This is a genomic window from Paenibacillus sp. FSL R7-0302 (assembly GCF_038006885.1).
Classification (GTDB): Bacteria; Bacillota; Bacilli; order Paenibacillales; family Paenibacillaceae; genus Paenibacillus_AQ.
The window spans coordinates 4,949,498-4,965,687 of the sequence record NZ_JBBOWB010000001.1 but is presented as its reverse complement, the minus strand read 5'-3'; the positions used below and the strand labels follow the sequence as shown (position 1 = coordinate 4,965,687).

General features: G+C 42.8%; 15 protein-coding genes. All 15 read left to right on the top strand.

From position 1 onward, the window contains the following. Positions 1-259 precede the first annotated feature (259 nt). The 15 genes from MKY96_RS21365 to folE all read left to right on the top strand — a co-directional run bounded on the left by MKY96_RS21365 (position 260) and on the right by folE (position 16,160). Positions 260-1,240, top strand: a complete 981-nt coding sequence (locus MKY96_RS21365) for a hypothetical protein (RefSeq protein ID WP_340943089.1) — start codon at positions 260-262, stop codon at positions 1,238-1,240. A 346-nt stretch (positions 1,241-1,586) separates the two neighbouring features. Beyond that, positions 1,587-2,861 carry an ACP S-malonyltransferase gene (locus MKY96_RS21360; RefSeq protein ID WP_340943086.1) on the top strand — a complete coding sequence of 425 codons (1,275 nt, stop codon included), beginning with the start codon at positions 1,587-1,589 and terminating at the stop codon, positions 2,859-2,861. 12 nt (positions 2,862-2,873) lie between these two features. Continuing rightward, positions 2,874-6,617 carry a type I polyketide synthase gene (locus tag MKY96_RS21355; protein ID WP_340943084.1) on the top strand — a complete coding sequence of 1,248 codons (3,744 nt, stop codon included), beginning with the start codon at positions 2,874-2,876 and terminating at the stop codon, positions 6,615-6,617. Beyond that, positions 6,614-7,123, top strand: a complete 510-nt coding sequence (locus tag MKY96_RS21350) for a nucleoside deaminase (protein WP_340943081.1) — start codon at positions 6,614-6,616, stop codon at positions 7,121-7,123. Before MKY96_RS21355 ends, MKY96_RS21350 begins: the two co-directional genes overlap by 4 nt. Positions 7,124-7,137: 14 nt before the next feature. Then, positions 7,138-7,818 carry a 7-carboxy-7-deazaguanine synthase QueE gene (locus tag MKY96_RS21345; RefSeq protein WP_340943079.1) on the top strand — a complete coding sequence of 227 codons (681 nt, stop codon included), beginning with the start codon at positions 7,138-7,140 and terminating at the stop codon, positions 7,816-7,818. 15 nt (positions 7,819-7,833) lie between these two features. Then, positions 7,834-9,213 carry a coproporphyrinogen-III oxidase family protein gene (locus MKY96_RS21340; protein ID WP_340943077.1) on the top strand — a complete coding sequence of 460 codons (1,380 nt, stop codon included), beginning with the start codon at positions 7,834-7,836 and terminating at the stop codon, positions 9,211-9,213. Between the two features lie 3 nt (positions 9,214-9,216). Further along, positions 9,217-10,416, top strand: a complete 1,200-nt coding sequence (locus MKY96_RS21335) for a class I adenylate-forming enzyme family protein (protein ID WP_340943076.1) — start codon at positions 9,217-9,219, stop codon at positions 10,414-10,416. After that, entirely contained in the window at positions 10,413-10,778 is a 366-nt protein-coding gene (queD, locus tag MKY96_RS21330; protein WP_340943073.1) for a 6-carboxytetrahydropterin synthase QueD, read from the top strand. Before MKY96_RS21335 ends, queD begins: the two co-directional genes overlap by 4 nt. Positions 10,779-10,823: 45 nt before the next feature. Next, complete coding sequence (locus MKY96_RS21325; protein ID WP_340943072.1) at positions 10,824-11,108, top strand: hypothetical protein; 285 nt, start codon at positions 10,824-10,826, stop codon at positions 11,106-11,108. Next, complete coding sequence (locus tag MKY96_RS21320) at positions 11,105-12,172, top strand: BtrH N-terminal domain-containing protein (RefSeq protein WP_340943070.1); 1,068 nt, start codon at positions 11,105-11,107, stop codon at positions 12,170-12,172. Before MKY96_RS21325 ends, MKY96_RS21320 begins: the two co-directional genes overlap by 4 nt. Then, positions 12,163-13,020, top strand: coding sequence for a 3-hydroxyacyl-CoA dehydrogenase family protein (locus MKY96_RS21315; protein WP_340943069.1), 858 nt, complete (start codon positions 12,163-12,165; stop codon positions 13,018-13,020). Before MKY96_RS21320 ends, MKY96_RS21315 begins: the two co-directional genes overlap by 10 nt. Before the next feature lie 38 nt (positions 13,021-13,058). Then, positions 13,059-13,316: an acyl carrier protein gene (locus MKY96_RS21310; RefSeq protein ID WP_340943068.1), complete on the top strand. Its 258-nt coding sequence runs from the start codon at positions 13,059-13,061 to the stop codon at positions 13,314-13,316. Between the two features lie 11 nt (positions 13,317-13,327). Continuing rightward, the gene (locus MKY96_RS21305) at positions 13,328-14,458 is read left to right on the top strand and encodes an acyl-CoA dehydrogenase family protein (protein ID WP_340943066.1); all 1,131 of its coding nucleotides are present in this window, start codon (positions 13,328-13,330) and stop codon (positions 14,456-14,458) included. Positions 14,459-14,494: 36 nt separating this feature from the next. Further along, positions 14,495-15,574 (top strand): HAD-IIIC family phosphatase, encoded by a 1,080-nt coding sequence (locus MKY96_RS21300; protein WP_340943063.1) that lies wholly within the window; start codon positions 14,495-14,497, stop codon positions 15,572-15,574. Beyond that, a complete protein-coding gene (gene folE, locus MKY96_RS21295; RefSeq protein ID WP_340943060.1) occupies positions 15,561-16,160 on the top strand; it encodes a GTP cyclohydrolase I FolE in 600 nt (199 codons plus the stop codon). The genes MKY96_RS21300 and folE overlap by 14 nt, the downstream gene beginning before the upstream one ends. Positions 16,161-16,190 lie beyond the last annotated feature (30 nt).

The following is a 16,190-nucleotide window of genomic DNA, read 5'->3' as shown; positions in this document are numbered from 1 at the left end:
ATGTGAAGTAAAACGTTAATTTATTTATTGAGAATATAATTTTATGTATGTGACTGAAGTGAACTTAATCACTATTAGATTCATTATTAGGGATTTTATTACAATCCGGTTACGATGATTGCGCTTTCTAAAAATTAAACTTATACTTTCTTAAAGCCTGTGCCAAAGAGGTGAACTTAAAGCGAATTCTCAATGTTATGCGAATTGAAATTTCAGTATGAAGTCGATTACTTAACAGATTAAGATGGAGGTGTTATTTATGAATGTATACACATTGCCTGTATGCATACCGCAGGTTTATGGATTTCTACATCATGCACATAAGCTCTCTATAGTGCTGGAGAATGAAAAGAACTTACCTTGGTTTTATAGCAATTATCTCCAGTTATACACAGCCGAATACTCAAATGAATTTAAACTGGACTTTTACTCTTTTGATGGGAAATATCCCCGTCATCCCGGAATCAATGAGAACTGGTACGAAAAAGAATTTTTTTTAGACATGCATTTTAATATAGTTCCATTTATTATAAATTGTATAAAAAATGGACGTTATGTTGAAATTTTAATGGATGAATACTATTTGTCCTGCAAACCATCCTATCAAATTTCTCATTTCACACATCAGAGTTTAATTTATGGATTTGATAAAGAAGAAGAATGCTTTTTAATTCTGGGTTTTAATCGTTCGGGGAATTTTAGCAGAATTCAGGCGTCCTTTGAAGAGATTGAAAAGGCATTTCACAATTCCAGTATAGGTGGAGTTGGTTTTTTTGACTGTACTACTTCACTTGATTATTCCAATTCTGATCCTTCACTTAATCTTGCAGTCATAAAAACTTATATAAGCGACTTTATTCATTCTACTAATTCTTTTTTAACATACAATCCCCCAGGGGCTACTTATGGATTAGGTATATACAAAGAATTATGCAACCGATTAACTCTAGTAGAATCCTTCAGAGAAGATATCAGACCGATACATATTATACTCGAACATAAAAGTTGTATGGTTAACAGATTGCGTTATCTGCAAAAAGAAGGGATTTTTACTGATGCTTCTTATTTAATTGATGGATTTTCCGGTCTTGTTAAGGATGTAAGTAGAATAAAACAAGTACAACTAAAATATGTTTTATCAAAAAAACAACAGTTGATAAATTATGTAATACAAGAAATCCTTACTATTATGGAGCGGGAAGAGGAGCTTTTGCATAACTTTTTAAAGAAATTGGATTAGTTACCCTCCAGACGACCTAGCTCTTATTTTGCTCACATCCTACGCTTTTTTGTTAAAGCTATCTATTTCGGCGTAAACTGTCGGGATAGATTTTTTTTGATTTAAATTTAAAAAGGAAAAAAGACACTATCATAAAATATAGCATGGTCTTATGTGATTATACATGATGGTCATCACAATTTTTTATATTATTAGGATAAAATATCAATTATGTTACAATAGTTGTGCTTTCATGAATTCGAACGTATACTTTCATTATTGTACGAAAATAGGTATTTTATAGAAAAATATATAAAATATTTGGTTGTGATACTATTTTTGATGATCTAAGGGAGTGCGAAGAAAATTGTATAAGAAGAAGGCATTTATTTTTCCGGGACAAGGTTCACACTACGCTGGGATGGGACAGACGTTCTACAACGACTTTCATTCTGTACAGATATTGGTTGAGGAAGCCGGTGATCTGCTTGGCCTTAATATAAAGGATGTGTTACTTCATTATACAATAGATGAATTGGAACAATCGGAGTTGGTACAGACTGCAATAGTAATAGTAGGTTATTGTTCGTTTAAGGTTTTAACGGAGGAGTACGGCATCTATCCCGATTTACTGGCCGGACATAGTCTGGGGGAATTATCGGCACTCGCCTGCTCTGGTGCGATAACGTATAAAGATACTTTAGCATTGACCCGAAAAAGGGAAAAAATTATGAATATGATTGGTCCCGGGCAAGGGGGCATGATAGCAGTTATGGGAATTGACGCTGATTCGGCAGACAAAATATGTAAAAGCATATCAAGTCATCTCGGATATGTTGCTGTTTCAAATTACAACTCGGATGAGCAAGTGACGATTTCAGGAACGGAACAAGCTTTGAAAGAACTGATATCTCAACTAAACAATCAGGGAGTCAGAATATTACCGGTTCCAGTTCCCGGACCCTATCACAGCAGATTAATGGAATCTTCGCTCCCCTTCATGAAAGATGAATTGAATAAATGTGATTTTTCCCCTCTTGAGTATCCCGTCATTTCCAGCATTACAGGAACCCTATACAGATCAGAAAAAGAAATTTATGAGCGTTTGGCAATTCAATTAACCAACCCCGTTCGCTGGACACAAGTGTTGGCCTGTTTTGCTGAGGGTGGGATAAAAGAATTGATTGAAATTGGTCCTCAGTCAGTCCTGCGCAATCTCTCAATGACTAATTGTATTGACTTGACTGTTCTGGCAATAGAAAACCGTCGTGACTTTCAAGAAATTCTTCGCAGGTTTTCAAAGGTACGAGAGCTTGAAACAGTAAACTCCGTTAGTCGTAATCAACTTCTGAATGATTGTCTGAAAGAAGCGTTGTGCGCTCCTAATTATAATGATGATGAAAAGGAGTTTGAACAGGGGTTCCTGAAACCTTACAGAAAAATACTATCGAATTCAAGAAATTCAGAAAAATTGGGAGGAGTGCCAGGATATAAAGAAATGAAAGAAGCTTTAGACATGCTTCATCAAGCTCTAATCATAAAAAAAGTGGCGGATTCTGAACGTCGTGAAATCATGCAAGATGTGCTCTATGTAAACGGGTTGTTTGACGTTTATCCTGATTATCTGAAAATGCAGGTATAAGGAGGTATGAATATGGAGAGTTCGAAGGATATAGCAGTAATAGGGATAGGTGTTAGGTTTCCCCAAGCGGAAAATCCAAAAGAGTTTTGGGAGTGTTTGCGCAACGGAGTGGATTGCGTAGGTTCCCTGCCTGAGGGTAGACGCCAGGATGTAGAGGAATACGTCAAGGCGGTGTATCACGAAGATGAAATCCCCCACTATCGTGAAGCAGCGTACTTGGAACGAATTGATACGTTTGACTATGAGTTTTTTAAAATATCGCCTAAAGAGGCAGCTTTGATGGATCCACATCAGAGGTTGATGCTTGAGACGGCGTTTCAGGCTGTTAACAATTCCGGCTATGCTCAAAAGATAAGGGGGACCCGTACAGGCGTATTTATTGGATTTCCAACGGAATTTTCTGCTGTTATGTATCAGCATTTAATTATGAAACTGAATCCGGAAGAAGCAGATAACTCCTTTTCAGGTAATTTGCCTGCGGTTATCGCGGGGCGCATTTCCTATTTCTTTGATCTCAAGGGACCTTCTCTGCTAGTAGACACCTCTTGTTCATCCTCCTTGGCAGCTGTACATATGGCTTGCAACAGTCTGAACAGCGGTGACAGTGAGTTAGCCCTGGTCGGTGGAATCAATTTATTTATTATGCCAACAGAAAATAAAGTGGTTAAAAATATAGGTATTATTGCTCCAGACGGGCGCACAAAGTCTTTCGATGAGGACTGCGACGGGGTAGGGCAAGGTGAGGGAGTAGGCGTTTTAATATTAAAGCCGCTGTCCCGGGCCCTGGATGATCATGACTATATCCATGCCGTTATTAAAGGCAGTGCAGTGAACCAGGACGGCAAATCTATTGGAATTACTGCCCCTAGCGCAGGTGCTCAAGGACAAGTGCTGATGCAGGCCTGGAAAAATGCTGGAATTGATCCATCATCCATAAGCTACATTGAAACGCATGGAACAGCAACAAAACTCGGTGATCCAACCGAAATTCAGGGAATACGCAAAGCTTTTTCCAATTACACTTCACATAAGCAATTCTGCGGAGTTGGATCAGTGAAAACCAATATCGGGCACACGATCGGCGCAGCTGGGGTAGCGGGTATGATAAAGGCGATCCTCTCACTTAAACAGCGTCAAATTCCGCCCAGTCTTAATCTTATAAAGCCTAACAGGAAAATTAAATTTGAAGATTCACCGGTTTACATTAATCACAGACTCCGCCACTGGACCGTAAGTCCCCGTAGGTGCGGAGTAAGCTCTTTTGGAATCAGCGGAACAAATGCCCATGTCGTATTGGAAGAAGCCCCTGAGTTATACAGGGAGAAATATTTAAGACCGGACTCTAGCATTTTCACTTTATCCGCTAATGGACGGGAACAGATATTAGAGCTTGTAGACCTCATGACGTCCTATCTTAAAGGAGAACGCTCTGACTCACTGGCAGATATCTGTTATACCTCTGCTGTTTGCAGACTTCATTTGAAATACCGCATAGCCATAATAGTGCAGGATGCAGGTGAATTAATAGCTAAACTGGATAATTTAAGACTTAATCCAGAGACGCCGCAGCCCAGTGTGTGGACCAACCTTGGAAATTGCATATCGGTTAATGAGATAGCAACGAAATCAACGACCGATGATTTGCCTGTTATTTGTAGGCGTTATGTTCAAGGTGAGGATATCCCCTGGGAGGCTTATTATGCAGACTTACCAGTATACAAGGTTCCTCTTCCCGATTATCCCTTCAAAAAAACACGCTGCTGGATTCAGAGTGATCCACGTGTACTAGCCTACAAAAAGCGGAATTCCGCTGAGAAGATGTATCGAACGGTTTGGAGTGCCGAACCGCTCCTCTTATCAACGGTACCATGGAACGGCAAGCGAGTAATCCTTCTTACAGATCGCTCAGTTGCGGGAACTTCGATGGCGGACCTTCTGCGGCATCAGGGCAACAACGTACTAGAGATCGAGATAGGCTCCTCCTATGTTCCTTTAGACAAGGACCGTATAAAGGTTCCCGCACGTGAAGAGGATTTCGAGCGGCTGCATCCTCATTTGGAAATGTTTATGCCGGAGAAAATTATACATATGACGACAGCTTTCAGAGATAGAGATCCTGACACTCTTGCGCAATTGGAATTGAATTTAGAAGAAGGTGCCTACAGCCTGTTATATCTAGTCAAAACACTTCAGAAGCTTAAATCACCTGTTGGAGTCGAGCTTGTTATTGTGACCTCAGGTACTGCCCGCATTGAAGCAGATGATCTTGTCCAACCGCATAATGCAGCGTTGGCAGCTCTAGGTAAAACGGTAAAATGGGAAAATCCGCAGATAAATTGCCGAAGTGTTGATGTTGGTCGGGGTATTACAATCGATGAGCTAATGGCAGAAATCCAATATCCGGGCAGTCCATACGCAGTGGCTCTCAGGGAGAAACGGCGTTATGTTGAAACGATTGAAGCGGTCTCTGCGGATTCCATTGAACTTCGGTCAGGACCAGTACTTCGTAAGGGCGGTACTTATGTGATTACGGGAGGTATTGGACGTATCGGCAGCCGTCTGGCAGAGACATTGTCTGGACATGAGAGAATCAATTTAGTGCTACTCAGCCGTTCCAGCTTCCCCCCGAAAGAACAATGGGAGAACATTCTTAACAGGTCCGGTGAATTGGAAGACGGTATTGGAGAAATCCTTCTTAAACTTATGAGGATTGAGCGTAGTGGTTCCTACGTGGATGTGCGTTCTTGTGATATTAGCGATCCGGATCAAGTGAACGCTACATTCCAGAGTATACGGCGAGATTGCGGAATTATCGACGGCCTGATTCATCTGGCTGTATCTGATGAAACCTGTAGCTTGGCTGAACTAACGAAGAAAGCGATGAACCGTTCGACCAGAGCAAAGGTTCATGGTACATGGATTCTGGACCAGGAGACACGTGAGGATAATTTATCCTTCTTTATTCTGTTTTCATCGGTGATGACATTAGTATCGGGAGCCGGGAATGGGACCTATACGTTATCGAATGCCTACATGGATGCTTATGCCGAATACAGGAACAACAAATTTCCTGGTTCGATGGCAATCAACTGGCCGGAGTGGGAAGGTATTGGTCTCGCTGAGGATAAGCAAACCGATGAAGAACGTTCCATTTTCAAAAAGATTCCTTCAGAAAAAGGTCTGGAGATGTTCTCCAGGATAATGGAGCTGAAGGCGGAGCGTCTTATTCCGGGAGAACTTAACGTAAATAGTCCAATCTTCCAGTTGTTGGATTACATGCCTTTTCAATTATCTGGCGATTTGGTCTCACAGCTCAAACACTATAGAAAAACTAAGCCTTCCGCCAACCACCTGCCCATTGAGAAGAATAGCGGCGTACCGCAGCGGCAGGTATCAGCCGGGAGTATGGATATAAGCCGCACTACTGTTCCTGTTCAGACAGCGGATTCTTTACAGGTCCGTTCTTTACAGGCGAGCGAAGCTTGCGCTTTAACAGGAAGAGCATCAGGTATGTATACACATTATGAACAGCAGCTGGCAATGGTATGGCGTGATATGTTTGGTTATGAAACGATTAATGTTACCGACAATTTTTTTGAAATAGGCGGGGACTCAATTTTTGCTTTCAGGCTTGCAGCAATTCTCTTAGATAAGGGAGTAAATGTGGATGCGGAAGATATCTTGCGCTATCAATCCATTGAATCTATTGCCAAGATTATGGAGAGCAAGGTTGAAGAGGGGGCTGTCCCTACATGATGGATCATGATGAGTATTTTATGCGATTGGCAATTGAGACTGCCCGTCATGGGATCGAACGTTTTGAATTTCCGTTTGGTTGTTGTATAGCCCAGGACAGCTATCGTTATGTAGTTACCGGAAATCATTGCTTTACTTCCGCCGATCCAACTGCTCATGCAGAGATTACTGCAATACGTGAATGGAGTCGGTTATACGGTGCAATCAGCTTGAAAGAAACAGTCATTTATTCAACTAGCGAACCATGCCTGATGTGCCTTGGAGCCATAAATTGGGCACGCATCCCGCGGATTGTATACGGAACCTCGCTGCACAGCTGTATCCATCACGGATTTGCAGAAGCAGATATTAACTCTGCTGCTTTGCTGAATACCTTTTTGCATTCTGTTTCTATGGAAGGGGGGGTACTGGAGCAAGCGTGTGAGCAACTATTTGGATCGTGGGAAAAAAAGAAGAGGTTGACAGCCTTATTCTCTAAACAGCCATCTAAGCTAAGTACGACGTAAAGGAAGGAGAGGCAATGAAGAAAATCGGAGTATATGAAATCTTCTCTTCCATCCAAGGAGAAGGGATTTTGCAGGGGATTCCTTCTGTTCTGATTCGCCTAGTCGGTTGTAATCTGGACTGTTCCTGGTGCGACACCCAGAGCTTTCTGAAAGGAGGAAGAGGGACTTACTACAAGCTGGAGCAAATAGTTGATGCACTTGATAGCTACTGCTGCAAAAATGTTGTTATCACCGGAGGAGAGCCCTTTATTCATCAAGAACTTCCTATACTCACCCGTGAATTACATGAGCGCGGATATCATATTACGATCGAAACGAATGCGACACTATACCAGGAGGTAGTCTGCGACCTCATAAGCATGAGTCCCAAGTTGTCTAATTCCGTTGTTACAGATCCCGACACGAAGAGCAACAAGATTGATATTGGAGTTATACGTAAGTTCATTTCCAATTTTGACTACCAGATTAAATTCGTTGTCAACGATCAGGAAGATATGGAAGAGGTTAGTTCTATTCTGAAAGAGATCGGAGATTATGATCCTTTTCGGGTGATGATTATGCCTATGGCAGCTACCTTGAAGGATCTGCAGCTAGTGCAGAAAAAAGTGCTCAAATTGTGCATTGATTATAACATGAGATACGCGAACCGTCTTCAGCTGCAAATCTGGGACAATCAAAGTGAGGTTTTAAACTAAAAGGGAGGCTATAGAATGAAAGGACCACTGAGTTTAAAAGAACGTATGGATGATTTTTGGGTGTATCCGAAATTATCGAAAGTGAATGATAAACGCGAGTACAGAGATGATTTTTTTCAATTCCTGCAACAACCTTCTTTAGATAGTAAAGCAGCACTTAACTTGTATATACACATTCCATTCTGTGATTCTGCCTGTATTTTTTGTCCTTATTATAAAGTTCACGGTAGTAAAAATCTGGAAATCAAAATATCAGAGTATATCGACACTCTTATCGCTGAAATGAAGCACTATGCCTCAACTCCATATTTCTATGGGAAAAAGATTGATTCCGTTCATTTTGGTGGGGGCAACCCGCTGCTTATGCAACCTGCAGATTTTGAACGGATCATTCTGGCTGTTAAAACATATTTTCAGGTGGATTTTAAGGAAAATTGGTCAGTTGAAGGATCGATCAATTGTGTGAGAAGCGTCGATCAAATTCGCCAAATGATGGATTTAGGAATTAACAGGATTAGCTTCGGTATTCAGACATTTAAAGAAGATATTCGTAAGGATATGAATATGAGAGTGACTCTGGATGATATTTACCGTGGGGTAGACATCCTGAACTCTGCTGGTCTGACTGATTATTGCATCGATATGATGTACAATATGCCGAATCAATCAATTGATGATGTCATAGAAGATCTGGAGAAAGTGACAGCTTTGAATCCCTATCATATTGATATTTACAATATGGCTGTCTTTCCAAACACTTATCTTGACCGTCAGATCAAGAAAGGTGCCTATCGAATTAAACCTTCCAACCCGAACCAGCTTACAGCCTTCCGTGAGGCCCATAAGTGGCTGAAAGAGCATGGATACCAGCAGATAACGACCAATACCTATTCCTTGCGTCAAAAGGAAACACATATTGGCGACCGCCTATACTTAACTAATAACAATGTACTTGGAATCGGAGTATCTTCAAGAGGTTATTTAGACGGTTATGTCTACAAGAATGTGTGTGATATGAAGCAATATACGGAACAAGTGAGTCAGGGTTTATTTCCTGCCAATCTGGCACACAAGCTGACTGAAGAAGAACACAATGACCGGACAATGGTCTTTTTCCCGATCACTTTGGCGATCAGCAAAGCTTCTATCCCCAATTATGCCTTCTATGAAGAAAAGATAAATACCGTTATCGGTATGGGACTTGCCGAATGGACAGGCGACACTCTAAAGCTGACAGAGGAAGGCATCGTATGGGCCGGCAATATAGCGGCACATTTTATTAGTGAGGAACGATGGAACACGTACATGAGTTCATTTTTCCAGTCTGTTCGAGACAAGACGAACTTCTACAACGAAGATGATACAGGGATGAAGGTTGTGGAACTGGAGGTTTAGTTCATGTTGTACTCGAGTCTTCAACAAGCAAAGAATAAATACTCAGAGCGGTGTGCAGTAGTCTGTAACGGACACCATATGAGCTATGCTGAACTCTTGAAAGAAGTTGACTATGCCTCGGAGCGGTTTGGCGAACTGGGACTTGGGGGCGGTCAAACAGCCGCTTTGGTTTTGAGCAACTCACTGGAGTTCATCATCTGTCTGTACGCGTTGTCTAGCAGGCATGTATGTGTGGTGTTAATAAATCCGCAGAATGACGTAGAGAAAATATGCGAAAACCTGCAAATGACTCACTTGGATATTGTAATTATGGAGAATCACGTTTACGACAACCTTAAGGATACGGGCGCATCTTTTCCTTTCCAAGTTATTTTGCGTGAACATCTTTCCGGGTATTGTCGTCCCGGTGCATCAAAGCTTATGAACAGGGACGATAATCTGTATCAATCCAGAAACGAACATGCTCCGGTTGTTATCCAATGTTCTTCGGGGACTACAGGATTGCCTAAAATGGCCATCCGGACGAACCGGAACCTGTCAGTGGATACGGATAACATTATCTCGACATTTGCTTATACAGAGGAAGATGTTGTCTACTGCGCAGTTCCGGTATGCCATGGATACGGGTTGACCATGGGGTTGTTAGCTCCACTTAAGGCAGGAGCTCAAATATGGCTGGAACGCTGGTTCATGCCGAACCGTCTAATCAGCGACTTATCCAAGACAAGGCTGTCTGTATTTCTGGGAACGCCAGAGTACTATGATATTCTGAACCGCCGTCAATACAGCGAAAGAAACATCAACTTAAGTGAAGTCCGGCTGCTGTTGTGCTCCGGCTCTCCTTTACAAAAAGAGACCGGGTTATCGTTCCACACACGGTATGGACGCTGGATTCAGCAGTTGTACGGAATGATGGAAGTGAGCACGATGTCCTGTAATTTGGCTGCGGATGAAAACAATGTAACAAGTGTAGGACTGGCAGTGAATAATGTCTTGATCAGGCTCGGTGCAGGAGGGGAGATTGAGGTTTTCAGCGAGACGATCTCCGAGAGCTACGTTGGAGACCGAAAGATAACTCCAGCAGAGAAACACGGATGGTTCAGGACTGGTGACCGGGGATATCTCGATGAGACAGGACGGCTGTATATCCAGGAGCGTATCAAGGCTTCGGAGCAATTTGCAGAAATGGAGGCGAACCTATGAAAGTGACTATCGGTAAAGAGTTTTTATTTGAAGCAGCACATCAGTTGCCGCAGAGAGAAGAGTACGGCGCTTGCCAGAACCTGCACGGGCACCGTTACGAATTGACTGTGGAAGTAAGGGGAGAAGTAAATGAACTGGGGTGGGTTTGCAATTTTAAGGAAATAAAATCTATTGTTAAAAATAATGTAATCGAACTGTATGATCATGCATATTTGAACGATCATTTCGACTTACCGACAGTTGAAGTCATGGCTGTACATATTTTCAAGGTGTTGTCTGAGAAATTACGAGACAAACCGTACGACTTGAACCGAATCTTATTATACGAGACTCAGGACAGTTATGCGGAAATTAGAGCATAACTCGAATTAACAATTCTAACAATCATTTAAGGGGAGAAAAACGTTATGGGGAAACCGGAATTTCAAATATCGGAGCGGGAACTGCGGCTTTTCATTATGGATAAAATCAGCGAGGAAAGCACAGATTTAGATGCATTTGATGAGAATACCGAGCTTGTCGACAGTAAAATTATTTCATCAATCTCTTTGATTAATCTGCTTGCAGGAATAGAGGAATATCTGGGTCAAGAGGTTGTTACCAATGAATTCGGCATAGAAGATTTTACATCAGTGAATAAGATCATCCAATCTGTCAGATCCTCCTTGCAGTGGCCGGATCAATCTCTATGAACGCCAGTTCATTTATGGAGTCAGAGTTTGTCTTTCCTAAGGAGTTTGAGTATTACTGCTTTAAAAATTGCTATTGGAATCTTTTAAAATATTATGGTGTTGAAAGTCCCGAGTTATTTCTGGATTGCGGAATCGAATGGCTATTTACTGAAGATGGATCGGATAAATATGGCTACTCATTCAGCACGGGAGATTTTTTCTCCAGCTTTCTGCCTTCTTGGGCTGGGCAAGCACATTTCCACTCTAATTCAGATAACAAGTATCAATGTGAGGAAATTTGGGAGTCCAATCGTCTGAAGTTAATGGCAGGAGTACCTTTAATTGCTGGAGTTGATGTATTCGAACTGGATTATACTCCCTTCTATCACAAAAAGCATTCCTATCACTCCTTACTACTGACTGGGTATGAGGAAAGGACAGAACAGTATCAGTTAATTGATTGGTACCCTCCCTGGTTCTTTAAGGGAGAACGTACGCAAGCTTTACTTGACCCGGCAAGGTCCTCAGCGAATCAAGCAGACGGAATTCTGAGCGGGAATCCTATCGATTATCTCTGGGTAGAGGTAGAGAGAGAGGGATGGACAGCGGCCAAGAAACATCAAATTGATGAAGCGTTATCTTTGTGTCTAGATCAGTTTTACAGCAGCCCTGAAGAAAGAGGTAATGCGCAGAGAGGCGTTTACGCTCTCCACGCATTGTTGGAGACAATTGAGAAAATGATGGAAGAAACCAAGGGACAAAAGGAGTTTATGGAAGACCTGCATGGTAAATTATTTTTTACAGCACCGCGAAAATCCTTTCTGAAGTTTTATCTGAAATCAGCAGCCCGAGAGTGGCCATCATCCAAATTGTATGGTTGTATCAAGTGCTTGGAGGATACAATCACGGAGTGGAAGAAGCTCTCCTCCATCGTGATTAAGGCATCACTCTCGGAAAGAACCGAACTATTTCAGCAGGTGATCGATTTATTGAGACGTCAGATCTCTCTGGAGAAAAATTTCTACTATGAACTGTATAGCGTAAGCAAAAGTCTAAAGGTGGAAGGATTTCCGATATGGATATAAAACGAGTTGCGGTTATTGGCGCCGGTATCATGGGCAGAGGAGTGGCAGAGGTATTGGCGGCAGCAGGGATCTCAGTCGTTCTGATTGACCGGAAAGATGATGTACTGCGGCAATCCAGAGACCAGCTCCAGGATGATCTGCGGATCCGGGCACTTATTCGCCAATCAGAAATAACGGCTCAGGAGCCTGAGGCGATTATGGAACGCATAGAATGGACAACCCGTTTAGATGTTCTGACCCAGGCCGATTATATTGTGGAAAATGTCCCCGAAGTGACACACGTGAAGAAGGAACTGTATCAACAGATAGCTCCGTATCTTCCAGAATCGTCCGTTATAGCTGTTAACACATCCTGTGTTTCCATTACTGAACTGGCTGCCGGATTACACCGGCCGGAACGGGTTATTGGTGTGCATTTTATGAATCCAGTGCCGTTGATCCCTGCTGTTGAAATTATTCGGGGTTATCATACGTCAGCAGATACTCTGAATATAACCACCTCCTTAATGGAGAGACTTGGAAAACAATCAATCGTAGTAAATGATTTACCTGGTTTTGTATCTAATCGGATATCCCATCTGATGATGAATGAAGCCGTGTTTGTTGTTCAGGATCAGGTAGCAACTGCCTGGGAAGTCGATGAAATATTTAAGAAATGTTATGGACATAAAATGGGACCCCTGGAAACAGCCGACTTAATCGGCCTTGATACAGTAAAAAATTCCCTGGATGTTTTATACAAAAGTTACCAGGATTCTAAATTCCGTTGCTGTCCGCTTTTAAAGAAAATGGTAGACGCAGGCCTTCTGGGGCGGAAGACGGGACAAGGATTTTATCAATACACTTAAACCTACTTCAGAATTTAAGAATGGGAGAGGAATAACCGATGGATGATGTGCAATTGAAAATTGAGCATTTTCTGCTTCGCATGTTCCGTGTCAAACAGATCGGTCTGAATGATGATATCTTTGCGCTGGGTTCAATGAATTCCTTATTCGCGATGCAATTAATTCTTTTTCTTGAGAAGGAGTTTCAAATTCGGATTGAAAGCAAGGATATGGATTTGAACCAGTTTAAGACACTGGGAACTATTATTGAGCTGGTAGAAAGAAAACGTCTTATTCTTAAATCTTCTGGAGAATAAAGGAGGCATTTATGGGGACATTTGGAGTTCAGGAGGCTTTGCGTAAAGAAGAGTTTAGACGTTTTACCGAGTTAGAGGTATTCCCGCTTGCAGACAAGATTGACCGGGATGAACAGATGCCGAGGGAATTAATTCGTAAGTTGGGCGAGTCGGGATATCTGGGAGCCTTTCTGCCAAAACGGTATGGAGGGCATGAAATGAGTATGTCTGATGTGGGATGTCTGAACGAAGAATTGGGGAGAGGCTGTTCTTCAACACGGGGAATTTTGACAGTGCAAGGTATGGTTGAAATAGCCATAGACCGCTGGGGAACACCAGAGCAGCGACAGGAATGGCTGCCGGAGTTGGCACAAGGTTTGGCCATTGGCGCGTTTGCCCTTTCTGAACAAGGAGCCGGGACAGATGCCAAGAGTATTGAAACTGCTGCCGTTGTCCAAGATGGCGTATATATTCTGAATGGTCATAAAAAATGGATTACAATGGGACAACTGGCCGATGTGTTCATTGTGTTTGCCAATTATAACGAGAAGGTAACAGCCTTCTTGATGCCAAGGGATACTCCCGGCTTGACAGTCCGGCCGATCGGCGGAATGTTGGGTCTAAAAGGATCCATGCTGGCTGAACTACAACTGAACAATTGCCGGATACCGCTGGAGAACATGATAGGGTCTGAGGGAACGGGATTGACCAATGTTGCGATGTCCTGTTTGGATTACGGACGTTATACGGTAGCCTGTGGGTGCGTCGGACTTGCGCAAGCCTGTCTGGATGAATCGCTGCTCTACGCCCGTAAAAGAAAACAGTTTGGGAACTCGCTAAGAAATCACCAGCTTATTCAAAAAATGATAACTGAGATGGTAGTAGGTGTTCAAGCGGCCAGAGTATTGTGCACAAATGCAGGGCGCCTGAAGGATGAGGGAGATCCCGAATCCATCATGGAGACTTGGAATGCAAAGTACTTTGCTTCCAAGGTGGCCGTTAAATCGGCCGCTGATGCTTTACAAATTCAAGGTGCTGTCGGGTTCAGTGCGAATAGTCCTGCACAAAGACATTATCGGGATTCAAAAGTTTACGAGATTATTGAGGGTACCTCCCAAATTCACGAGTTAATGATCGCTACGAACGCTTTCCGGAGAATGTAAAATTTCGGAGCAGCTATGGGAAGGGGGAATTAAACGGTGGGCAAAAATATAAAATGTGTGGTCTGGGATTTGGATAATACATTATGGAATGGTGTGCTTAGCGAAGGGGACCCTGTTGAGCCGGATAATGCCGCCTTGGAATTGATACGGGAGCTTGACAGAAGGGGGATTCTCCAATCCATTAGCAGTAAAAATGATTATGACAAAGCGATGCAGAAACTGGATGAGTTTGGCCTAAGGCATTTCTTCCTTTATCCCCAGATTCATTGGAATCCTAAGTCGGAAGCGGTGCAGGCTATCATCAACCGGTTAAACATTTCGGAGGATACAGTTGCCTTTATTGACGATCAACCCTTTGAGCGTGATGAAGTAGCGGCTCATCTTCCGGATGTGATGACAATAGATGCTGCTTTTATTAGCAGAATTCCTGATTTTCCAGAAATGAATCCTAAGTTTATTACGGAAGACTCTCTCCGCCGTAGGGAAATGTACATGCAAGATCAACAGAGGAACGAGAGCGAACAGGAGTTCACGGGGACCAAAGAAGAATTTCTTGCCGGGCTGGGCATGGTGATGTCCATTTCTGAGGCAGAGCTAGAGGACCTGCAGCGTGCGGAGGAACTGACAGTCCGGACACATCAATTGAACTCGACGGGTATTACATACGATTTAGAAGAGCTTGACAGTCTCAGGAGATCACCGAACCATCTTCTTCTAATAGCGAATCTTGAAGATCGTTACGGGGATTATGGAAAAATCGGACTTATGCTGGTGGAATGTGGTCCAGAAGAATGGACAATCAAGTTGCTGCTCATGTCCTGCCGGGTCATCTCCAGAGGGGTGGGAACCGTAATGCTTAGTTATATCCAAAAGGAAGCAGAATCATCAGGGGTAAGGCTGCTGGCTGAGTTCCTGCCGAATGAACGAAACCGTATGATGTATGCGACCTATAAATTCGCAGGATTCACCGAATTGCCCGGTAATTGCGGTGGGGATGTCCTTGTGCTGGAGCATGACGCAGATAACCGGGCTGTTTACCCTAAGTATATGACAATCCATACAGGTAACGAAGGGCGACAAAAAAGGAGAGAGAGGCTAGCGAATGGGAAAATTTAAGGATGTCTGCATTCCAGAGCGTACCGAAGCTAATACGGAGGAGATCTCTAAGTATATTCGAAAAATTATAAGCTTAATCGGAGAGGATCCCGACCGGGAAGGCCTGCTGGATACACCGAAGAGAGTAGCCAAAATGTATAATGAAATTTTCAGGGGTTATTCCACAGATTGTGCGGAACTCTTGTCGGCCACCTTTAACGAAAACTACGACGAGCTGGTCGCTCTTAGCCATATTAAGTATTTCAGCATGTGCGAGCATCATATGGTTCCCTTTTACGGACAGGTCCACATTGGTTACATTGCAAATAATAAAATCGTTGGTCTGAGTAAGCTGGCGCGATTGGTTGATGCACTATCAAGCAAGCTGCAGGTTCAAGAACGGTTGACAACAGAAATAGCTGATATGATTGAGCGGCATTTAAAGCCTCTTGGTGTAATGGTGATTGTGGAAGGTGAGCATCTTTGTATGTGTGCCAGAGGCGTCAAGAAACCAGGGGTAGTAACTACTACCTCCGTCAGCCGGGGCGTGTTCAAAACTGATTCCGACCGCAAAAACGAATTCCTGCATTATATCAGACGAGATTAACCGCGTTCTATAGACTTTAGTACTATAAAG